This window comes from Mesorhizobium sp. RCAM 05104 (genome assembly GCF_059683645.1).
Window position 1 is genome coordinate 815,690 of record NZ_CM185033.1, and the last position, 20,784, is coordinate 836,473.

Here is a 20,784-nt window from a genome sequence, read left to right on the forward strand (position 1 = left end):
AAGAGGGTTGCGAACGCGGCGCGCGCTTTTCCTTCCCCCTTGTGGGAGACGGAAAGCCGCGGCGGTGCTGGTTCATCATCATCAATTCTCCGCCTTGGCTTGCGGCAACAGGTAGCCGGTTGTCGACCGGTCAAGCACCAGATAGCGCGCGGCAACGGCCTTGACCTCGGCGGCGGTGATCTTGCGGATGCGGTCTGGCCATTGCAGGACGTCCTGCACGTTGCCGCCGGTGGCCAGTGTCGAGCCGTAGATGTTGGCCATGGAATCCTGTTTGTCGCGGGCAAAGATCATCGAGCGCACATAGCGGTCCTTGGCCTTTTCCAGCTCCGCCGGCGTGACGCCATCCCTGGCGATGCGCGCCACTTCCACATCGACCGCCGCTTCGACATCGGCGAGCCTGGCATCGCCGCGCGGCGTGCCATAAACGGTGAAATTGGTATCATCGAGCATGGTGCCCTGGAAATAGGCGCCGGCGCTGGAAGCAATGCCTTGCCGGACGACGAGCGCCTGGTAGAGCCGGCTGCGATTGCCACCGCCTAGGATTTCCGCAAGCAGGTCGAGCGCTTCGGCCTCGCCCGGCTTGCCCGAGTGATAGGACGGCACCACCCACTGCGTCGAAAAACTCGGCACGCTGACACGGGCATCGGAGAGCGTCACCGTGCGTTTGGTGTTCTGCTCCGGCTCGACCGGGCGGATGCGCGGCGGCAGATCGGGGCCGCGGGCCACCTTGCCATAGGTCTTCTCGGCCAGTGCCCTGACCGTGTCCGGCTCGACGTCGCCGGCAACGATCAGCACGGCGTTGTTGGGCCGGTAGTATTTGTCATAAAAGGCGGTGGCGTCGGTGCGGTTCAGCTGCTCCATCTCCTGCATCCAGCCGATGACGGGAACGCGATAAGGCTGGTTCTGCCACAATGTGGCGTCGACTTCCTCGTCCAGCACCGCCTCGGGATTGTTGTCGATGCGCGAGCGCCGCTCCTCGAGAATGACGTCCCGCTCGGTCTTGATGACATCGTCGGTGAGGATGAGATTACGCATGCGATCGGCCTCGAAGCCCATCATCAGCTCAAGCGCCGATGGCGCCACCGTCTCGTGGAAGGCGGTGTAATCGTAAGAGGTGAAGGCGTTGTTGGAGCCGCCGATGTCGGAGACGGCGCGGTCGAATTCACCGGCCGCATGGTGGGTCGTCGCCTTGAACATCAGATGCTCGAAGAAATGCGCGATGCCGGATTTGCCCGGCGGCTCGTCAGCGCTGCCGATCTTGTACCACACCATGTGGGTGACGATCGGCGCGCGGTGGTCCGGGATGACGACGACCTCCATGCCATTGTCGAGCAGGAAATCCGTGACCTTGAATTCGGCCGGCTTCGTGTTGGGCAACACGGGGCTGTCGGCCAGCACCGGGCCGGCCATGATGAAGGCCAGCGACGTCGCCAGCAGCGTTGTGCGCAGCCATTCAGCCTGAAATGTCATCAATGGCTCCGGTTCCTCGGCAAGACGATAGGCAGGGTCGGTACGACAAGCAAAGTGAATTGTTCGTCATGTCTCAGGCAAAGGCGGCGGCAAAGAGGCCGGCCATGCAGGCAGGCGGTCAGGCGGCCTCGATGAAACGGATAACGGTCTCGCCGTAGTTGCGCTCGTCAAGCACGGAAAAGCCGGGGCCGGGCTCGAAGGGAGCCGCTGCTGCCTCCTCGACCACGCACAACGCGCTGGGGCGAAGCCAGCCGCCGGCTTTCGCCGACTGCAAGGCACGCTCGCCAAGACCCTTGCCGTAGGGCGGGTCGGCGAAAACGAGGCCGAACGGCGCAAGCGTGCCCGCCTCGCCAAGACCCGTTGCATCGCGGCGGAATATCTTGGTGCGGCCGGTCAGGCCGAAGGCCTCGACATTGTCGCGGATCAGGCCACGGCCTTCGGCAGATTCCTCGATGAAGACACCATAAGAGGCACCACGCGACAGCGCTTCGAGACCAAGCGCGCCAGTGCCGGCGAACAGGTCTAGCACGCGCGCGCCGTCCAGCTGCTCAGCGAAGCGATGCGCCAGCACGTTGAAGACGGCCTCGCGGGTGCGATCGGTCGTCGGGCGAATGGCGCTGCTGCGGGGCGTCGCCAGCGGGCGCCCGCGAAACTCACCGCCGACGATTCTCATTTCAATCCGGGCCTCATCTCGTTCTGGGCCCCTTGGGGCCGCCACGCGGCCGCTCGCTGCCGCCCGGGCGCTCGCCGCGCGGCTTGCCGAACGGCTTGGCGCCGCCCGGTTTGCCATAGGACGGCTTGAACGATGCCTTGCGTGCCTTGGCGTCCGCGGCCTTGGCGGCGTCAGCCTCAGCCCGGCCTTTGCCGATCGGCCGTGCACCCGGCGCCATCCAGACATTGGCCTTGCGCTGGCCGGGCGGCTCGATGGGCCGCTGTTCGCGCTCGGATTTCTTGCCGCCACCACGGGGCTTGTCACCGAAGCCACCGCGCGGCTTGTCACCAAAATTGCCTCGGGGTTTGTCGCCAAAGCCGCCGCGTTCGGGTCGCGGGCCACGTTCGCCAAAGCTCTTCTCCGGCCAGGAGGCTCTGTCGGGACTTGTCGACAGCTTGCCCAGCGCTTCGTCGCGGCTGCCCTCGCGGCGCTTGCGGTTCTTGATCAAACCACCCTCGCCGATCGGCCGGCGCTCGCCATCGCGCGTGAATTTCGGCCGTTCCGGTTCAGGCTCGCGGATTTCGGTACGCCGCACCGGCTTGTTGGAAAACGGGTTCGTTATCTCGGCGTCGAAATTGGCGCCGGATTCCTCGACCAGGCGTTCACCAAGCTGGTCGCGCAGCACGCGGCCCTTGATCTCCAGCACATGGCCCTCGGCGAGATCGTCGAGCTGGAATGGACCGTAGGAGATCTCGGATCAGCCGCGTCACATCAAGGCCGAGCGAGCCCAGGATGTTCTTGACCTCACGGTTCTTGCCCTCGCGCAGGCCGATCGTCAGCCAGGCATTGGTGCCTTGCGCGCGGTCGAGCGTCGCCTCGATGGCGCCGTAGAAGACACCGTCGACGGCTATGCCTTCACGCAGGCCGGCAAGCGCACTTTCCTCGACCTTGCCATGCACGCGCACGCGGTAGCGCCTGAGCCAGCCGGTGGCCGGCAGTTCGAGCACACGCGACAGGCCGCCATCATTGGTGAGCAGCAGCAGGCCTTCGGTGTTGATATCGAGCCGGCCGATGGTCATCAGCCGCGGCAATTCGGCCGGCAGCACGTCGAAGACGGTCTTGCGGCCCTCGGGATCACGGTTGGTGGTGACGACGCCGGCCGGCTTGTGAAACAGGAACAGGCGCGTCCGCTCGATCGGCGGGATCTCCATGCCATCGAGATGGATGATGTCGCCTGGCATGACATTGAAGGCCGGCGAGGTCAGAGCGCGGCCATTGACCTTAACGCGGCCGGCGGCGATCAGCTCCTCGGCGTCGCGGCGCGAGGCGAGGCCGGCACGCGCCAACCGCTTGGCGATGCGCTCGCCTGCCTCCTCCGCCGCCCCGGGGGAACTGGAACGCGGCCTGAAGCCGCCGCCCGATGCCCCTTGCGGCCGATCGCCGAAATCACGCTTGGGCCTGTCGCCACCGAAGTCGCGCTTGGGGCGTTCAGCGAAATCGCGCTTGGGACGGTCGAAGCGCTGTTCGCCACCCGCCGCGGCAGCGGGCCGGTCGCCGCGCGGCGCGTAAGGCTTGCGCGGACCCTCGCGTTTTTCAAAGGGCTTGCCTGCGGGGCGCGGGCCGCTGTGGAACGGCCTCTCGGCGCGTCCGGCTTCACCGGCTTCGCGCGGCTTGAAATCGCGCTTTGGCCGCTCGCCCTCGGCAGCCATCGGACGATCGCCGCGCGGCGCGTAGGGCTTGCGCGGGCTTTCGCGCTTCTCATAGGGCTTGCCTTCGGGACGCGGCCCCTTGCTGAATGGCTTGTCGCCGCTCTTGAAGTCGCGCCTGGGCCGCTCGCCTTCGGCAGCCATCGGACGATCGCCACGCGGCGCGTAGGGCTTGCGTGGACCCTCGCGCTTCTCATAGGACTTGCCTTCGGGACGCGGTCCCTTGCTGAATGGCTTGTCGCCGCTCTTGAAGTCGCGCTTCGGCCGCTCGCCTTCGGCAGCCACCGGGCGGTCGCCGCGCGGCGCGTAGGGCTTGCGCGGGCCTTCGCGCTTCTCATGAGGCTTGCCTTCGGGACGTGGCCCCTTCGTGAATGGCTTGTCGCCGCTCTTGAAGTCGCGCTTCGGCCGCTCGCCTTCGGCAGCCATCGGCCGATTGCCGCGCGGCGCATAGGGCTTTTTCGTGCCGAAAGACGGCTTGCCGCCGCTGTCGCCTCGCGGAGCCGCAGGTTTCTTGCCCGGGCCTTTTTGGCGCGGAGATTTCTTGTCGTTGTCGTCCATGTGGCCTTTATCCGTTTGCGCTGCTACAGCGTGGCGCATCCTTTCGGGCGCGCAACGAACGCTGTGGCACTTTGATTTGGCGCATGATCATTTCCGGAAATCGAGTCCGATTTTCGGGTTGATGCGCTCAATAACAGGATCGCCGCCGGGTGGCGAGGAGATAATCGGAATGGAAACCGCGTGACGCGGCCGGATTTCATGGCGCTGGCGCTGAAGGAGGCCGAAGCCGCCGCCTTGCGCGGCGAGGTGCCGGTCGGCGCCGTCATCGCCAGCGGCGGCACGGTCGTTGCCAGTGCCGGCAACCGCGCCCGCGAATTTGCCGACCCGACGGCGCATGCCGAGATGCTGGCGATCCGCGAAGCCTGCCGCAAACTGTCAGCCGAGCGGCTGACCGGGCACGATCTCTATGTGACGCTGGAGCCCTGCGCCATGTGCGCCGGCGCCATTTCCTTCGCCCGGCTGCGCCGGCTCTATTTCGGCGCGGCCGACGAAAAGGGCGGCGCGGTGGTCAACGGTGTGCGTTTCTTCACCTCGCCAACCTGCCATCACGTGCCGGACATCTATCCGGGCATGGCCGAAACCGAAGCGGCCGTGCTGCTGAAGGGATTCTTCCGCGAACGTCGCGACTGAACCGGGCGCAATACCCGTCAGCCAATGCAATCAACGTCGCCAGTTATTACAGGGACGGCAGCCAGTCGAACCAGCCGCTGCCCTTCTTGCCTTCCGCCAGTTTCTTCAGGCGGCGTTCCTTCTTGTATTCGTCTTCACCGAGCTGATCCTTCGGCGCGGTATCGGCGGCCACGCGATACTGCACCGGCGGCTCGCTCAGATATTTGCGGGTGTTCGGGTCGCCCTGTTTGCTTTCGGCAAGGCGGCGCTGGATCTCGGCGGCGCGGCCCTTGTCGGAATCAGCCGGCGTCCAGCGTGGCGGATGGCTCGATCCGGAATCTGCCATCGCCTTCTTGACCGATTCCGGATCGGTCTGCACGTCGTCAACGATTTCCGACTGATAGGCTGGATCATTCTGGTGGGCGGTGGCGTCGGCACGCAAGCGGGCGCGGCGCTGCTCGGGCGATTCGGGCCATTCGGCGCTCGCCGTCTCGATGCTGTCCTGCGGCGCTGGCAGCGCTTCCTTCTGCCCTGGCGCAGGCTTCACCAGCGTCGGACGCGGCTTGTAGTCGATCTGTTCCTTGCGCTTGGGCGCAAACGAAAAGGCGCCGGAAATATCGCCGGCCAGCTGTTCGCCGGCGGTCTTGTCGGTCCCGTAGGTCGGAGAGCCGACACAGCCGGACAGAGCGAGGCCCGATGCGACAAGCGGCGCCAGCAGCGCAAGGCGCGCGTTATATCTCTCGGTCATGCCAAAAAGTCCCACTCTAGACAGCCTCTCGATTGCCACCGGCCCAATGTCCGATCCCCATCGTCCAAGCACTTGCGACGGAAATCCGGCGACAATTTGTCTTCCGGAGTTTCGCGTGTTTACCTCAACCGCTCGTTAAGGGCAACGCGCGGGCGGTTTTCACCCGCCCGGCGTGGCAATTGTGCACCGATAGAGGCTTCCGGCCGGCCGGTCAAAGCCGACCCAATGCCTTCAACTCATGCAGCACCGCCGCATCGCGCGCCGAAACGTCGGGAAATGCAGCGTCCTGCCCGACATCGGCGGTGTAGCGCCATGACCGCGCGCATTTCACAAGGCCGCGGTCCTCGGCCTTCTCGACCACCACGGCGACACCCTTGACGTCGTCCAGGGTGAAGGCGCCCGCCGGTGCATTGCCATGAGCGATGACCAGGTCGCTGGTGATCGCCATCTCGGCCATGTCGACATCCGATATCGCCGCCTCGAGCGCCGCATCGTTGATGGTGACGACCGGCACTGCTTCCAGCGACGAACCGATCACCTTCTGGGCGCGCGCGATTTCCAGCGCGCCGGTGACGACACGACGCACCTGCCGCACCTTGCGCCATTTTTCCGCCAGCGCCTCGTTCTTCCAGTCCGCCGGGATTTGTGGGAACTGGTCGAGATGCACCGAGACAGCGCCCGGATGCAGGTCGAGCCAGGCCTCTTCCATCGTAAAGGGCAGCATCGGCGCCAGCCATTTCACCAGACAGTCGAAGAGATGGCGCACCACCTGCACCGAGGCCTTGCGTTTCACGCTCGAGGGCCCGTCGCAGTAGAGCGCATCCTTGCGAATGTCGAAATAGAAGGCCGACAGCTCGACCACCATGAAATCGAGCAAGGTGCGGGTGACGCGCTTGAACTCGAAGGCGTCATAGCCCGAGCGCACGACGTCATCCAGCTCGGCCAGCCGGTGCAGCATCAGCCGCTCCAGCTCCGGCATTTTTTCCAGCGGCACCTCTTCGCCATCGTCATGGGCAAGCGTGCCCAGCATCCAGCGGATGGTGTTGCGCAGTTTGCGGTAGGCGTCGATGTTGGTCTGCAACACGTTCTTGCCGAGCCGCTGGTCTTCCCAGTAATCGGTCGTCACCACCCACAGACGTAGGATATCGGCGCCGGACTGCTTGATGACGTCCTGCGGCACGACGGTGTTGCCGAGCGACTTCGACATCTTGCGGCCCTCCTCATCCATGGTGAAGCCATGGGTGACGACGGTGTCGTAAGGCGCCCTGCCCCGGGTGCCGCAGCTTTCCAGCAATGAGGAGTGGAACCAGCCGCGATGCTGGTCCGAGCCTTCTAGATAGACGTCCGCCGGCCATTTCAGATCCGGGCGATCCTCCAGCGTGAAGGCGTGGGTCGAGCCCGAATCGAACCAGACATCGAGGATGTCCATCACCTGCTTCCATTTGGAGGCATCGTGATTGCCGAGGAAACGCTCGGTGGCGCCGGCTGCGAACCAGGCGTCGGCGCCCTCCTGTTCGAAAGCGTCCATGATGCGCTGGTTGACCGCCTCGTCCTTCAGCACATTGCCGTCGGCGTCGGCGAACACGGCGATCGGCACGCCCCAGGCGCGCTGGCGCGACAGCACCCAGTCGGGGCGCTCCTCGATCATGGCGCGGATACGGTTCTGGCCCGCCGCCGGCACGAACCGGGTGTCGTCGATGGCCTTCAGCGCGCGGCTGCGCAGCGTGGTGCCGTCGCCGAGGTCCTTGTCCATATAGACGAACCACTGCGGCGTGTTGCGGAAGATGATCGGCTTCTTCGAGCGCCAGGAATGCGGGTAGGAATGCTTCAACCGACCGCGCGCGAACAGCGCGTTGCGCTTTATCAGCTCATCGATGACGGCCTGGTTGGCGTTACCCTTCTTGCCGTTGTCGTCGATGACGCGCGCGGCCCCACCTTCACGATCAGGACCGACGCCCGGCGCATCCTTGGTGAAGAAGCCGGCATCGTCTACCGTGAAGGGGATGACGGCATCGATGCCGCGCGCGCGCAAATCCGCGGCCGCGTCCATCCAGGCGTCAAAGTCCTCGCGGCCATGGCCGGGCGCGGTATGGACGAAGCCGGTGCCGGCATCGTCGGTGACATGATCGCCGGCGAGCATCGGCACCGGAAATTCGTAGCCGCCGCCAAAACCCTTGAACGGATGCGAAAGTGTAAGGCTTCCAAGCTGTTCCGCCGAAACGCTGTGAAGGCGATTCAAGGTGACTTTGGCCTTGGCGGCGGAGTCTTCCGCCAGAGCATCGGCAAAGATCAGCTTCTCGCCCGGCTGCGGTCCGAAGGCGTTCTCGGCCGCCGTGACCTCGTAAAGACCGTAGCCGATGCGCGGCGAATAGCTGACGGCGCGGTTGCCGGGGATGGTCCAGGGCGTTGTCGTCCAGATGACTACATGGGCTTCCAGCAGGTCCAGCGACGCCTCAGTCAGCTTTGCCGGCTCTTCGGCATTGGCGACCTGTCGAGCAAGGCTGGCGACCGGAAACTTCACCCAGATCGTGTCCGACTCATAATCCTGGTACTCGACCTCGGCCTCGGCCAGCGCGGTGCGCTCGACCACGCTCCACATCACCGGCTTGGAGCCGCGATAGAGCTGGCCCGACATGGCGAACTTCAGCAGCTCGCCGGCGATGCGCGCCTCGGCATGGAAAGCCATCGTCGTATAAGGATTCTTGAAATCGCCGATGACGCCGAGCCGCTGGAACTCGCCGCCCTGCACCGTGATCCAGTGCGCGGCGAAATCGCGGCATTCCTTGCGGAACTCGTTGACCGGCACTTCGTCCTTGTTCTTGCCCCTGGCGCGATACTGCTCCTCGATCTTCCACTCGATCGGCAGGCCGTGACAGTCCCAGCCAGGCACATAGTTCGAGTCATAGCCGCGCATCTGGAACGAGCGGGTGATGACGTCCTTGAGGATCTTGTTCAGCGCATGGCCGATATGGATGTTGCCATTGGCATAGGGCGGGCCGTCATGCAGCACGTATTTTTCGCGGCCGGCCGCGCTCTCGCGCAGCTTGCGGTAGAGGTCCATGTCCTGCCAGCGCTTGACCAGCAGCGGCTCCTTCTCGGGCAAGCCGGCGCGCATCGGGAAATCCGTCTGCGGCAGATAAAGCGTCTTGGAATAGTCGATCGTTGAATTGTTGGGCGTTTCGTCGGTCATTGGTCTGCCATGTGCGTGCCCGGCCAGACGGCCTGCGGCGTTGAAGTCTTCGCTTTGACGCATATCGTTTTCCCAAAACGGAGCCACTTCTGGGCGATATGCGTTGATGATCTGGAAAGGCGCGAGGGTCGCGCGCAAGATTCCCGGCGGTTCCAGCGGCGCTCAGGCCGCCCGAAACACCGGGCCGGTAATTCGTATCGCAATGGCGACGGGACGCGAAAAGCTCGTCATTGGTGGGCTTTTAGCGGAGATGAGCGCAGGAATAAAGCGTCTCTCGTTCGATTCACTTACATCGTGAAGTCGAAGCGGTAGGTGGTCGACACGCCGATCATGAACTGATTGCGGTCACCGCGTTCCTTGACCAGACTGGAATCGGCCGCCGGCCCCATCAGGCGCGAATATTCGCCGAACAGGCTGGCGGTCATCGGCTCGGTCACCTTCCAGGTTATGGCGCCGCCGAGGCCGGTCGATTTCAGCCCGCCACCTGGATTATATTCGCTGAGGCCGGAGGCGACGGCCTCCTGCGCATCGACACCGTAATAGGCGTCGAAATAGTTCGCCGAGGCGAAAGAAACGCGTGGTCCGCCCGAAATCCTGACAGTTGGCGTCACATCGTAGAACGCGTCGGCGGCGATATCGGCGACAAAGCCGTTGTGAGCACGAATGCCGTGGCGCAGTTCGGCACGCGCGCGCAGCCAATCCGTCGGATAGAATTCAAAGAAACCACCCACTTCGCCGCCCCAGCGCACGGGATCGAGGCCCTTCAATTCATCGGCGTCGCCATCGTCACGGGAGAACAGGAATTTGCCGGTCAGACCGGCGCGGACGCCGCCGTCGTCGACCAGCGCCAGCGAGATGTTGTCGTTGCGCGAGGTGAAACGGGCCGCGGGACCGGCTTTGCCCAGCGAGATGATTGGCGAGGCGCTGAGCAGATACTTCTTGCCGCCCTCGAAATTCGGCGCGACCATGCCTGTGGCGCCAACAGTCAGATACCAGTCGCCGGACAGCCAGTTGCCCTCGCCCGCGTTGGCTGCGCCTGCCTCACCCAGCACCGCAACGGCCAACAGCACAGAGATTTTTCCGACCGGACTCATGGCCACTCCACTAACACAACGAACACGCTTACCGATGACAGCTTTGGCCGCCGCTTGGTAAATTTTGATTTAAGCCAGAGACATCCGGTCGCGGTTTCCCGCGATCCGGCCGTCGGTCATCGACTGGACGTTCCCCGACGCCGGGACTAACCTTTCCTTGGTAGTATCCCGCAGCCCTTGAGGAGACCGCGAAAATGACCCTGCATGGCGACGCCTTGAAAACCGCAATCAGCCAGACACGGGCGAAATGGGGGTGGTTCGTGGCGCTTGGCGTGCTGCTGCTCATCTTCGGCGGCATTGCCTTCGGCAATCTGTTCATCGCCACCGTGGCTTCGGTCTATGTCGTGGGCTGGCTGATGCTGATGGCCGGGGTCATCGAGATCGTGCATGCGTTCGGCGTCAAGACCTGGGGTCGCTTCTTCTACTGGCTGCTCAGCGGGCTGCTCTACGCGGTTGCCGGCTTCTTCGCTTTCGACAATCCGATTCTCGCTTCGACAGTGCTGACCTTCCTGCTGGCCGTCGCGCTGGTCGCGTCAGGCGTGCTCAGGGTCTGGGTCGGCTACGGTCACCGGCCGGAACCCGGCTGGGGCTGGATCGTCGCCGCCGGTATCATCAGCGCGCTTGCGGGCCTGATCATCGCCATGGGTTGGCCGGTCAACAGCCTGTGGGTTCTCGGGCTCTTTCTGGCGATCGACCTGATCTTCCAGGGCTGGAGCTTCATCGCCCTCGGCCTGGCTCTGAAGAGGTAGCCCCCGCCGGCCGGCTTACGAAAGATTCAGCAGCGTCACCGCAATCAGTGCCAGTCCGATCCCGACATACTGCAGCGAGGACACCTCTTCCTTGAAAACAATGACGCCAACCAGCATGGCGCCGGCCACGACGATGGTGTTGACCAGCGCGCCTGTCACGGCGAGGTTCAACCGTGTGTTGATGATGGCAAATGCCCCGTAGGAGATCGGCGACAAAAGCATGACATATGCCAGGCTGCGGCCGCTGCCGGTCTTGCCCCAGTGCGCGCTCAGTCCATCGCAAAGGATGAACAGTCCGGCGCAAACGAGCACAACGCTCCAGACGAATATGTCGATTTTCATCGATGAATGTTGGGCTTTCCGCCGGCCGCCTTCGATGAACTGGTTCACAGTTCGCGGCTGTTTCGGCGAAACCCTCAGGAGGCGATGGCGCGATCCAGCTCCGAAAGCGGCCTGACGCCGGCAAGCAGCGCCCTCGCCTCGGCTTCGTCGCACTTCATCTGCGCAACCAGCGTATCGAGACCGTCGAACTTGATCTCGCTGCGCAGGAAACCAAAGAAGGAAACCTGGCAGATTTCGCCATAGAGATCGCCGGAGAAATCGAAGACGAAGGTTTCCAGAAGCGGCGTGCCATTGTCATCGACGGTCGGACGACGGCCGAAGCTGGCGACGCCGTCATGAAGCGTGCCGTCGGCGCGACGAAAGCGGACGGCATAGATGCCCTCCTTCAGCGCGGCTTCCGGAGAAAGTCTCATATTCGCGGTTGGAAAGCCAAGGGTGCGGCCGAGCCGCTGGCCGCCCACCACCTCGCTTTCGACAGTGAAACGATAGCCGAGCAGGCCGGCGGCCTCGGCCACCTCGCCGTCGCTGAGCAAGCCGCGGATGCGGCTCGACGACACCACCTCGGCGCCCTCGTCACGAAAGGCGTCGACGAGCGTGACGCCGAAGCCATGGCGCCCGCCGGCCGCCATCAGGTAGGCCGGGCCACCTTGGCGGTCCTTGCCGAAATGGAAATCAAAACCGGTCACGGCATGGGTGATGCCAAGGTTCCTCTCCAGCACATCGGTCACGAACGCTTCCGCCGACAACGAGGCGAAGTCGCGCGTGAACGGCTGTTCGACCAGCGCGGCAAAACCCAGCAGCGACAGGAGCCGCGCCTTCATCGGCGGCGGCGTCAGCACGAACAACGGCATGTCCGGCCTGAAGATCTTTCGCGGGTGCGGTTCGAAAGTCAGCACCAGAGCCGGCACCCCGCGCCGCCCGGCCTCGGCCAATGCCTGCTGAAGCACCGCCTGATGGCCGCGATGGACGCCGTCGAAATTGCCGATCGCCACCACGCCGCCACGCAATTCGGCGGGTAGCGGCGCGGTTGCCAGAATGTGCTGGAAGGCTGCCATTGTCACCTACCGCAGTTTCGGAATGACGGCCACCGGACGATAGCCATGCCTGTCCAGGAAGGTCCCCAACCTTGCCGGATCCGGTTGCGATGCATCGCCATAGTCGCGGGCGTGGATGCCACCAGAGACATAAAGAACGTCAAAACCGTTGTCGACCGCACCCTTCACGTCGGTCATCATGCCGTCACCGATGGCCAGCACCCGCGAACGCTCGACCGGACGGCCAACAAGGTCCGCCACCTCCTTCATCGCGACCTCATAGACCGGCGCGTAAGGTTTTCCGGCGATCAGCGTCCGGCCGCCGAGCTGCGCATAGTCGCGAGCCAGGGCGCCGGCGCACCAGATGATGCGTTCGCCGCGCTCGACCATGATATCGGGATTTGCGCAGATGAACGGCAGGTTCCTGGCGCGCAACCGCCGCAGAAGCTCCGTGTAATCCTCGGGCTTCTCGACCTCGTCATCGAACAATCCGGTGCAAACGACGCCGGATGCCTCGAACTCCTCGACAAGCTCGACATCGAGACCATCATAGAGCGTGAAATCGCGGTCACCGCCAATATGGAAAATCCTGCGTGGGCCGTCGGCGATCAGGTCGCGGGTGACATCGCCGGAAGTGACGACACGGTCATAGGCTGACGATGGAACGCCGATCGCGTTCATCTGCGCCACGACATGGACATTGCGGCGCGGTGAATTGGTGATCAGGACGACGGGGATTTCTGCCTCTCTCGCCCTTGCCAGCGCCGAGGCAGCCGCCGGAAAGTGCCTTTCGCCGTTATGCACCACGCCCCAGACATCACACAGGATTGCCGAATAGGCTTTCGACACGTCCTCGAGCGAGCCGATGATTTCAGGCGAATCCGCCATGCCGGTTCCTTCAGTCATGATCGTTGCGAGTGCTGCGACCGACGGTTCGCCGCAGCCGGTTCGGATTAACCGAACCGCTCCGGCCTGTCACCAGCTTTCGCGGGCAGCCGCGCATCACCCGCAGGTCGGCATTATCCCGATGCGAGATGCCCCTGCCTGCCCGGATGAAGAACAAGCTTGCCGGATTGGTTAGCGGTTGGTGAAGCGCCGACCAAGCAATCGAGCGGTTTCCCAAACCCGTCCTTCAGCGTTTTGTGGAAAGCTGGCCTCGATCGAGAATCCGCCGGCGGGGGCCGCAGCAAGACATGCATGAACTCTGGGGTCAGTTCTGCCGCGACAGACGCGGCAACTATGCTCTTATGACGGCCGTTGCGATGATTCCGCTCATGGGCGGCCTGGCGATGGCGGTCGACTTCACCGAGATGAACCGCGAAAAGCAGATGGTGACGAATGCGCTCGACGCCGCCAACTTCGCCACCGCGCGCCGGCTGACGGAGGGCGCGACCGACGACCAGCTAAGAGCCTATGCGGTCGACTTCTTCAACGCCAACCTCAACAATATCGATCCCGCCAACACGACGCTCAGCGTCACCTTGCCAAGCAACACCAGCGGTGGCGGCTTGCTCAAGATGAGCGCGCGGCTTGACTACAAGCCCTATTTCTATCCTGTCTTTGCCCAACTCATCGGCAAATCCGAAGCCGACGCGAACCAGAAGATCAGCTTTGACGTCACCTCCGAAGTGCGGCTGAAGAACACTCTGGAAGTCGCCCTGGTGCTCGACAATTCCGGTTCGATGGTCACGCCCGGAACAGGCTCGGGACAAAAGCGCATCGATCTTCTCAAGGACGCGGCCAAACAGCTGGTCGACACGCTTGCCCAGCAGGCGGCGATGATCAAGCAGGTCGACAAGCCGGTGCAATTCGGCCTCGTGCCATTTGCCGCCTCGGTCAATGTCGGTCCTGGCAACGGCAACGCATCTTGGATGGACACCGAGGGCCTGTCGCCGGTATCGAACGAGAATTTCGACTGGTCGACGCTGAACGCGGCCGACAAATACGCCCAGCAGACCAACGGCATCTGGTACAAGCGCGGCACCGGTTGGGGCAGCGAGGAAGGCCAGATGCTGACCCGGTTTTCGCTCTACCACGACATGAAGGTCGTCACCAACCACGAGCGCGTCGTCAGCAGCAAGCGCGTGGTTTGCGACGAATACAACTGGAACAACACCTGCAAACGCAGCCACGACGAATATGACTATATCGATTCCTATGGTCCGTTCGCCAGCTGGCAAGGATGCGTGGAAGCCCGACCTTATCCCTATAATGTCAACGACGCCGCGCCCTCCGGCGGCTCGGCTAACACCGGCATAGGCGTCGGCGATCCGGCGACGATGTTCGTGCCGATGTTCGCGCCGGACGAACCTGGTAATCATTGGAAGCTCACCCAGGACCCCGATGAGGCCGCGCCGACGACCTACGGCGCCGTGAACAGCTGGTGGAACGACGACCCGTCGAGCACCACCGGTCAGTCCCGGCTGCGCAACATGGCCAAATATTTCCAGCCGCGGCCAATCAATGCGCCGGCGCTATCCGCCGGCAATGGCCCGAACTACAGCTGCACCACCAGTCCGATCACGCCGCTGACCGACGTCAGCAACACCAATGGGCTGACGGCGATCAAGGCAGCCATCGACCTGATGCAGCCGAATGGCGGCACCAGTGTTCCCGAGGGCATGGCGTGGGGCTGGCGGGTGGTTTCCAGCGGCGAGCCGTTTACGCAAGGGCGCCCCGAAACGGAAAAAGGCAACGACAAGGTGGTGATCGTGCTGACCGACGGCGCCAACACCTACTATACGCCTTCGTCCCTGGGCTATTCCGATCCCGCCGACTCCAAATCGACCTACGCGTCCTATGGCTACCTCAAGCCCGGCTACAACGGCACCTCGGTCGGCCGCATGTTCCTGGGCACGTCGAGCGCCATCGGTCAGTTCGACTATTCGAACGGCAACTACACCAACGCGCTCAACGAGCAGATGGCGACGCTCTGCAACAACGCCAAGGCGGCCAACATCATGGTGATGACGGTGGCGCTAGACCTGTCCACCACCAAGACCAGCGACAAGCAGGCGATCGACGCGCTGAAATCCTGCTCGTCGGACTCGCGCTTCCGCAAGGATCCGACGGACGCCAGCAAGCCGGCCAAACTGTTCTGGAATGCGACCGGCGCCACCTTGTCGAACGATTTCAAGGAAATCGGCAACGAATTGTCGAACCTGCGCGTCGTCAGCTGATCCGAAGGGCCGCGGTAACACTGGCGCAACAGCTGGCACCGCCATGCTCTTGCGCGCGCCCACCGGGGTGGGCACATGTTGGCCGCGTGCTGCCGCGCATCCATCGCGGCGCGCTGGGAGTGATCAGATGCCTGAAACCGCCAATCATCTCGCCTTCGCGCTGGTCTGCCTCGGCATGGTGCTGACCCCCGGCCCCAACATGATCTATCTGATCTCGCGTTCCCTGTCGCAAGGGCCCAAAGCCGGACTGATCTCGCTTGGTGGCGTCGCGCTCGGCTTTCTCTTCTATGTGCTGTCGGCCGCGTTCGGCATCACCGCCCTGCTGCTCGCCGTGCCCTTCGCCTATGACGCGCTGCGCTTTGCCGGCGCGCTCTACCTCTTGTGGCTGGCCTGGCAGGCGGTGAAGCCTGGCGGACGCTCGCCGTTCCAGGTGCGCGAATTGCCGAAAGACCGGCCGCGCAAGCTGTTCATGATGGGCCTGATGACCAATCTGCTCAATCCGAAGGTGGCCGTGCTCTATCTGTCGCTGCTGCCGCAGTTCATCAGCCCCGGCAAAGGCCATGTCCTGTCGCAACTCCTGGTGCTCGGCGCCACGCAGATATCGATCAGCCTCAGCATCAATGCCATCATCGCGGTGACGGCAGGCTCAATCGCCACCTTCCTCGCCGGACGGCCGCTCTGGCTGGTCATCCAGCGCTGGATGATGGGGACCGTACTGACGGCGCTGGCGCTGAAGATGGCGACCGACGCGCAACGCTGACGGCTTCTTGGTTTTCCGAAGAACGGCTCCCACTTTTCGGAATCGTGGTCCTGCCTACATTGGCCGCCTTATCTGCTGTGCTCGCTCCGGTTCGACCACCCTGCGGTAGAGGTGCCAGGTGGCATGGCCGAGCACCGGCATGACCACGGCGAGCCCGGCAAACAGCGGGATCGAGCCGACCACCAGAAGCACGGCGACCAACAGCCCCCACAATGCCATCGGCAGCGGATTTGCCATCACCACGCGGGCCGAGGTCTCTATGGCCGAGACCGCGCCGACGTCGCGGTCGAGCAGCAATGGAAAGGCAACCACGGTGGTGGCCAGCACGACCACGGCAAAGACGAAGCCGGCGGCGTTGCCGGCGAGGATCAGCGTCCAGCCCTTTCCGGTCGTCAGCACCTCGCGGACGAAGCTGCCGATCGAGGCCGGCGGCTGATCGCCGAACAGGCCGGTGTAGATCGATTGCGCGGTGTACAGCCACAACAGGAACAGCGCGACCAGCATGGCGCCGATCACCGCGATCGAGGGAACCGCCGGCGAGCGGCGCACGTCGAGTGCGTGCCGCCAGGAGGTGTTCATGCCGAGCTCGCGCCGGCGACTGATCTCGTAAAGACCGATCGCGGCGAACGGCCCGACCAGGGCGAAGCCCGACATCAAGGGATAGACGAGCTGGATGGCGTTAGAGCCCGACGTCCACTGCGTCAGGATCAGGCCGACAATCGGATAGATCAGGCACAGGAACACGTAATGCGACGGTTTTGCCCAGAAATCCTCGACGCCGAGCTTGAGCGCGTCCCAGAGATCCGTCGTGGTGATGCGACGCACCACGGGTTGCACATGCACCCCACGCGCGTCCGCCATGACATGAAAACCGGCCATAACCTTCCTCCCGTGTGTCGGGGCGGTCACCGCCGAGATGGCCGCCTGCAGCTGCCACTAGTAGATGTAGCACCATAGACGATTTGCCAGGGCTTGTCGCCGGATCGATGATCTCGGACACGCCCTCACGGGATTGTCATCACCATGTGGGCGAAAGCCGGCGGCGCGGACTCTATTGTGGCGCGTTGAAGGCGGCCTCGATGCGATGACCATCGGGATCGACAACGAAGGCAGTATTTTCACCGCCTTGCCCGGCAAAAGCCATGATCGCGACTATGTCAGACAGGCATGACAGCTGAAAACATCGAAATCCGTCAAGCAAGCCTGAACAGGCGCAGATGGCTCAAGGCAGCCGGCCTCGCGGCCTTGGCCGGGCTCGCTGCCTGCAGCACCGTTTCGCTGCCAACCGGTGAAGGCGCCGGGGTCTCCTCCTCCGCCACCGGCACGCTGACCAGTATCCGCGCCACGGCGGGTCTCGCGCCGCTGGTCCCCGACGCGCAACTCGAACAGGCAGCCTTGCAGCAGGCCGGCTATATGGCGCAGGGGGGCCGCATGACCCACACCACCGGCTGGGGCAAGGATTTCGCCTCGCGGGTCAAGGGCAACGGCATTGCTGGTGCGGCCGCCGAGAATATCGCCGAGGGCCGCTTCGACCTGCAGAAGCTGTTCGACATCTGGGTGCATTCGCCCGGCCACCGCCGCAATATGCTCGACCCGCGCTTCACTCGCTTTGGCCTTGCCTATGTGCGCGACGGCCGCGACAGCAGCCTCCGCTACTGGAGCCTCGTGCTCGGAAAATAAAAACAGGCGTGTCGCCGTCGGGTGTGGTTTTCGTCGAGCCGACGCGAGATCGCTTGCCGAGCGATCCGTCAATCCTCGTGGTTGAGCAATTTCTCGATGTCCCGGGCAGAGACCGGCTTGCTGAAATGGTAGCCCTGCATTTCGTCGCAATTGTTCTTGAGCAAGAAAGCCACCTGATCGTCTGTTTCGACGCCCTCGGCAATGACCCTCATGTTCAGCTTTTGACCCAACGAAATCACGGCGCTGGCAACAGCCTGATCGTTTTCGTCCTCGGCGACGTCGTTGATGAAAGACTTGTCGATTTTCAGCCGCGCAACTGGAAAGGTCTTGAGCGCGCTGAGGCTGGAATAGCCCGTTCCGAAATCGTCGATCGATATCTGAACGCCCAGGCCTTGCAGTTCGTTCATTGTCGCGACCGCCAATTCGATATCCTGCATGATAAGGCTTTCGGTCACCTCCAGCTCGAGATATCTGGCCTCCAGACCACTGTCCCTCAGCGCATTGACGACGCGACCGACCAGATTCTTTTCTCTGAACTGCCGTGCCGACACGTTCACACAGACAGTCATCGGCGGCAAACCCGCATCCTGCCAGGCCTTGTTCTGTCGACAGGCTTCATGCAGAACCCAGTCGCCGATCGGCACGATCAGACCTGTCTCCTCGGCCGTCGGGATGAAATTGGCCGGCGCTATCACGCCCTGTGTCGGATGGTTCCAGCGGATCAACGCTTCCACCGCGAAGACGCGCCCCGAGCGAAGATCGACTTGCGGCTGATAGAGCAGCACGAATTCTGAACGGGCCAGGGCGTTTCGCAACTCCTCCTGAAGCACGAATTTTTCATGCGCCCTGGTGTTGAATTCGGGAGCGTAGAACTGGAAATTGTCGCGGCCGATTTCTTTCGCGCGATACATGGCTGCATCGGCATTGGCCAAGAGCGTATCGGGGACCGCCCCATCCTTGGGATAGTTAGCGATGCCGATGCTGGCTGTCGCCCTCAGCCAATGCTCTCCAAGATGAACTGGCTCGGCAATCGCTGTGCGGATTTTCTGCAAGGTCTCCGAGATGAGATCGACGTTCGTTGGTTGATCAAACAGGACGATGACAAATTCATCGCCGCCAAGTCGGACCACGGTGTCAGTCGCCCTTACGCATTCAACCATGCGGCGGGCGACGATCTTCAGGAGTTCGTCTCCGGCATTGTGGCCGAGCGTGTCGTTAACAAGCTTGAAATTGTCCAGATCGATGAACACCACCGTCACCCAGCGATCGTATCGCTGCGCGTACAGGATCGCTTGAGAAAGCCGATCCTCCAGCAAGGCGCGATTGGGAAGTCCGGTAAGCACATCATGGTTGGCCATGAAGTGGATCTGGTCTTCGGCCAGCTTGCGCTCGATCGCGATTCCGGCAATGCGGGTCGTGAAATCAATCAGCCGGGTCTCGGCCTCGACCGGTTCGCGCACCGTCATCGAATACATCGCGAACACGCCCAGGACGGTGCCCTGGTGCGACAGGATCGGGGTCGACCAGCACGAACGATAGCCGAAAACCGACACCAGTTCGCGAAATTCCTCCCAGAGGGGGTCCTGCATGATGTCTGCGACAATGACCGGCTCCCGCCGGTAGACGGCGGTCCCGCAGGATCCCACCTTCGGACCGATAGCGACCCCGTCGATGGCGTTCGTATAGTCTTTCGCCAGGCTCGGCGCGGCGCCGTGCCGCAAGTGGCTGCCGTCCTTGTCGAGCAGCAAGACGGAACCGAATATGCCCGTCAACTGGGATTCCACGAGGCGCATGAGACGGTCGAGCACATCTTCAAGCGGAGCGCTCATCGCGATCATTTCCAGGATATGCGCTTGCCCGTTCCTAAGGACGTCCGCTTGCTTGCGGGCAGTGATGTCATGGGCAATGCCAACCAGACCGAAGATTTCGTTTTGGGCATTGCGCAACGGCACCTTCGTCGACGAGAGCCATTTGCCGTCGCCCGACGCATCGACAACGAACTCCTCCTCGTCAATCATCGGTTGTCCGCTGTTGAGGACGTTCTGCTCGATGAGGCGGAACTTCTGCGCAAGTTCCGGGGCATGGAGATCAAAATCGGTCAAGCCGATCATGTCGCTGGTCTTATCCCGACCGCTGTCGGCCGCAAGGGCGCTGTTGACCACGACAAAGCGGCTTTCCCTGTCCTTGACCCAGAGATAGTCGGGCACCCAGTCGATCAACGTTTGCAGCGAGATGCGCTCGTCGACGATCTGGCGATTGGCCGTCAGTTCCGTAATGTCCTCGTGCGTGGCCACCCAACTGCCATCGGGCATCGGCTGATGGCAAATCTGAATAGTTCGACCGTCGGTGAGTATGGCGGTCCAGATTTTCGAAGCGGTGCCCGAATTGACCGACCGGGCCAATGCGAGATAGGCATCGGCCGCCATCGCGGATGTCCCGGCGGCAACGCGGCGTTCGACGATTTCGCTCAATGTCAGGCCCGATTGCAATCGCCCAGGCGCGATGCGGTAGATCTCGGCATAGCGGCGGTTGGACAGGATCAGCCGCTCATCGGCACCGAAAAAGCAGATGCCTTGCGAGATGTTGTCGATCACCGTCTCGAACCGCAGCGCCTGTGCTTCGAGCGTTGCGATCGTCGCCCGAAGCTCCAGCTCAAGAGTTCCGTACGAAGCAGTCGCCAGTTTTGCCAGCACGGCCAGACTGGCCGACTCGGGCGCTTCGGCGACTTGCCTGGATGATTTCGTGGCCAAACAGAATTCCTCGGATTTTTGGACTTGGGAAAAAAGAGCGCCCATCGGCGGAATGAAAGTCGGCCCATAGTGTTACTGATGTACTAATGACAGATAAACCGGATCGAAATCGGGGCGCGGGGCTCGGATGCCTGAAACTCGATCGCGGTTCTGGAACCACCTTTGAGCTTTCAGGCTCGGTGTTCTTCGACATCAGGATGAATTGGCTGAGCCGCGCTTCAGCCGCGTCGGCCTCGACTATGCGCGAAACGATCGTGACAGCG

16 protein-coding genes and 1 pseudogene are annotated in these 20,784 nt (G+C 63.0%); 6 read left to right on the forward strand and 11 right to left on the reverse strand.

Features of this window, described 5'->3' with window-relative positions:
• Positions 1-81: 81 nt before the first annotated feature.
• The 3 genes and pseudogenes from AC56QP_RS04380 to AC56QP_RS04390 all read right to left on the reverse strand — a co-directional run bounded on the left by AC56QP_RS04380 (position 82) and on the right by AC56QP_RS04390 (position 4,386).
• Positions 82-1,470 carry a M16 family metallopeptidase gene (locus AC56QP_RS04380; protein WP_489860788.1) on the reverse strand — a complete coding sequence of 463 codons (1,389 nt, stop codon included), beginning with the start codon at positions 1,468-1,470 and terminating at the stop codon, positions 82-84.
• Positions 1,471-1,588: 118 nt separating this feature from the next.
• Positions 1,589-2,143 carry a 16S rRNA (guanine(966)-N(2))-methyltransferase RsmD gene (rsmD, locus tag AC56QP_RS04385; protein WP_489860787.1) on the reverse strand — a complete coding sequence of 185 codons (555 nt, stop codon included), beginning with the start codon at positions 2,141-2,143 and terminating at the stop codon, positions 1,589-1,591.
• Between the two features lie 13 nt (positions 2,144-2,156).
• Positions 2,157-4,386, reverse strand: a pseudogene (locus AC56QP_RS04390) (pseudouridine synthase).
• Positions 4,387-4,566: 180 nt separating this feature from the next.
• Here AC56QP_RS04390 and AC56QP_RS04395 point away from each other — a divergent pair.
• Positions 4,567-5,016, forward strand: a complete 450-nt coding sequence (locus tag AC56QP_RS04395) for a nucleoside deaminase (protein ID WP_489860785.1) — start codon at positions 4,567-4,569, stop codon at positions 5,014-5,016.
• 46 nt (positions 5,017-5,062) lie between these two features.
• Here AC56QP_RS04395 and AC56QP_RS04400 read toward each other — a convergent pair whose 3' ends face one another.
• Both AC56QP_RS04400 and ileS read right to left on the reverse strand, forming a co-directional pair.
• Complete coding sequence (locus AC56QP_RS04400) at positions 5,063-5,743, reverse strand: hypothetical protein (RefSeq protein WP_091577423.1); 681 nt, start codon at positions 5,741-5,743, stop codon at positions 5,063-5,065.
• 211 nt (positions 5,744-5,954) lie between these two features.
• Complete coding sequence (gene ileS / locus AC56QP_RS04405) at positions 5,955-8,933, reverse strand: isoleucine--tRNA ligase (RefSeq protein ID WP_489860784.1); 2,979 nt, start codon at positions 8,931-8,933, stop codon at positions 5,955-5,957.
• 106 nt (positions 8,934-9,039) lie between these two features.
• Here ileS and AC56QP_RS04410 point away from each other — a divergent pair, with 106 nt between their 5' ends.
• Entirely contained in the window at positions 9,040-9,231 is a 192-nt protein-coding gene (locus AC56QP_RS04410) for a hypothetical protein (protein ID WP_489860783.1), read from the forward strand.
• Here AC56QP_RS04410 and AC56QP_RS04415 read toward each other — a convergent pair.
• Positions 9,221-10,027 (reverse strand): MipA/OmpV family protein, encoded by an 807-nt coding sequence (locus tag AC56QP_RS04415; RefSeq protein WP_489860782.1) that lies wholly within the window; start codon positions 10,025-10,027, stop codon positions 9,221-9,223. The two genes, AC56QP_RS04410 and AC56QP_RS04415, sit on opposite strands and share 11 nt — an antisense overlap.
• A gap of 194 nt (positions 10,028-10,221) precedes the next feature.
• Here AC56QP_RS04415 and AC56QP_RS04420 point away from each other — a divergent pair, with 194 nt between their 5' ends.
• Positions 10,222-10,776: an HdeD family acid-resistance protein gene (locus tag AC56QP_RS04420; protein WP_489860781.1), complete on the forward strand. Its 555-nt coding sequence runs from the start codon at positions 10,222-10,224 to the stop codon at positions 10,774-10,776.
• Positions 10,777-10,791: 15 nt separating this feature from the next.
• On the opposite strand, the gene AC56QP_RS04425 is transcribed toward AC56QP_RS04420, so the two are convergent.
• The 3 genes from AC56QP_RS04425 to AC56QP_RS04435 all read right to left on the reverse strand — a co-directional run bounded on the left by AC56QP_RS04425 (position 10,792) and on the right by AC56QP_RS04435 (position 13,040).
• Positions 10,792-11,118, reverse strand: coding sequence for a hypothetical protein (locus tag AC56QP_RS04425; protein WP_489860780.1), 327 nt, complete (start codon positions 11,116-11,118; stop codon positions 10,792-10,794).
• 74 nt (positions 11,119-11,192) lie between these two features.
• Positions 11,193-12,173, reverse strand: coding sequence for a bifunctional riboflavin kinase/FAD synthetase (locus tag AC56QP_RS04430; RefSeq protein ID WP_489860779.1), 981 nt, complete (start codon positions 12,171-12,173; stop codon positions 11,193-11,195).
• A gap of 6 nt (positions 12,174-12,179) precedes the next feature.
• Entirely contained in the window at positions 12,180-13,040 is an 861-nt protein-coding gene (locus AC56QP_RS04435; RefSeq protein WP_489860778.1) for a TIGR01459 family HAD-type hydrolase, read from the reverse strand.
• Between the two features lie 305 nt (positions 13,041-13,345).
• Here AC56QP_RS04435 and AC56QP_RS04440 point away from each other — a divergent pair, with 305 nt between their 5' ends.
• A complete protein-coding gene (locus AC56QP_RS04440) occupies positions 13,346-15,331 on the forward strand; it encodes a TadE/TadG family type IV pilus assembly protein (RefSeq protein ID WP_489860777.1) in 1,986 nt (661 codons plus the stop codon).
• A 127-nt stretch (positions 15,332-15,458) separates the two neighbouring features.
• Positions 15,459-16,091, forward strand: a complete 633-nt coding sequence (locus tag AC56QP_RS04445; RefSeq protein WP_489860776.1) for a LysE family translocator — start codon at positions 15,459-15,461, stop codon at positions 16,089-16,091.
• A 54-nt stretch (positions 16,092-16,145) separates the two neighbouring features.
• Here the strand turns inward: AC56QP_RS04445 and AC56QP_RS04450 are convergent, their stop codons facing one another.
• On the reverse strand, positions 16,146-16,970 hold the full coding sequence (locus AC56QP_RS04450; protein ID WP_489860775.1) for a DUF2189 domain-containing protein: 825 nt from the start codon (positions 16,968-16,970) through the stop codon (positions 16,146-16,148).
• Between the two features lie 288 nt (positions 16,971-17,258).
• On the opposite strand from AC56QP_RS04450, the gene AC56QP_RS04455 reads away from it, so the two are divergent.
• Positions 17,259-17,771 (forward strand): CAP domain-containing protein, encoded by a 513-nt coding sequence (locus tag AC56QP_RS04455; protein WP_489860774.1) that lies wholly within the window; start codon positions 17,259-17,261, stop codon positions 17,769-17,771.
• Positions 17,772-17,839: 68 nt separating this feature from the next.
• Here the strand turns inward: AC56QP_RS04455 and AC56QP_RS04460 are convergent, their stop codons facing one another.
• Positions 17,840-20,521: an EAL domain-containing protein gene (locus AC56QP_RS04460; RefSeq protein WP_489860773.1), complete on the reverse strand. Its 2,682-nt coding sequence runs from the start codon at positions 20,519-20,521 to the stop codon at positions 17,840-17,842.
• Positions 20,522-20,784: the final 263 nt, after the last annotated feature.

What these genes read in the sequence shown, in the direction of transcription:
- AC56QP_RS04380 (WP_489860788.1), bottom strand. Translation starts at nt 1,470, where the DNA reads ATGACATTTCAGGCTGAATGGCTGCGCACAACGCTGCTGGCGACGTCG.
- rsmD (WP_489860787.1), bottom strand. Translation starts at nt 2,143, where the DNA reads ATGAGAATCGTCGGCGGTGAGTTTCGCGGGCGCCCGCTGGCGACGCCC.
- AC56QP_RS04400 (WP_091577423.1), bottom strand. Translation starts at nt 5,743, where the DNA reads ATGACCGAGAGATATAACGCGCGCCTTGCGCTGCTGGCGCCGCTTGTC.
- ileS (WP_489860784.1), bottom strand. Translation starts at nt 8,933, where the DNA reads ATGACCGACGAAACGCCCAACAATTCAACGATCGACTATTCCAAGACG.
- AC56QP_RS04410 (WP_489860783.1), top strand. Translation starts at nt 9,040, where the DNA reads ATGATCTGGAAAGGCGCGAGGGTCGCGCGCAAGATTCCCGGCGGTTCC.
- AC56QP_RS04415 (WP_489860782.1), bottom strand. Translation starts at nt 10,027, where the DNA reads ATGAGTCCGGTCGGAAAAATCTCTGTGCTGTTGGCCGTTGCGGTGCTG.
- AC56QP_RS04420 (WP_489860781.1), top strand. Translation starts at nt 10,222, where the DNA reads ATGACCCTGCATGGCGACGCCTTGAAAACCGCAATCAGCCAGACACGG.
- AC56QP_RS04425 (WP_489860780.1), bottom strand. Translation starts at nt 11,118, where the DNA reads ATGAAAATCGACATATTCGTCTGGAGCGTTGTGCTCGTTTGCGCCGGA.
- AC56QP_RS04430 (WP_489860779.1), bottom strand. Translation starts at nt 12,173, where the DNA reads ATGGCAGCCTTCCAGCACATTCTGGCAACCGCGCCGCTACCCGCCGAA.
- AC56QP_RS04435 (WP_489860778.1), bottom strand. Translation starts at nt 13,040, where the DNA reads ATGGCGGATTCGCCTGAAATCATCGGCTCGCTCGAGGACGTGTCGAAA.
- AC56QP_RS04440 (WP_489860777.1), top strand. Translation starts at nt 13,346, where the DNA reads ATGCATGAACTCTGGGGTCAGTTCTGCCGCGACAGACGCGGCAACTAT.
- AC56QP_RS04445 (WP_489860776.1), top strand. Translation starts at nt 15,459, where the DNA reads ATGCCTGAAACCGCCAATCATCTCGCCTTCGCGCTGGTCTGCCTCGGC.
- AC56QP_RS04450 (WP_489860775.1), bottom strand. Translation starts at nt 16,970, where the DNA reads ATGGCCGGTTTTCATGTCATGGCGGACGCGCGTGGGGTGCATGTGCAA.
- AC56QP_RS04455 (WP_489860774.1), top strand. Translation starts at nt 17,259, where the DNA reads ATGACAGCTGAAAACATCGAAATCCGTCAAGCAAGCCTGAACAGGCGC.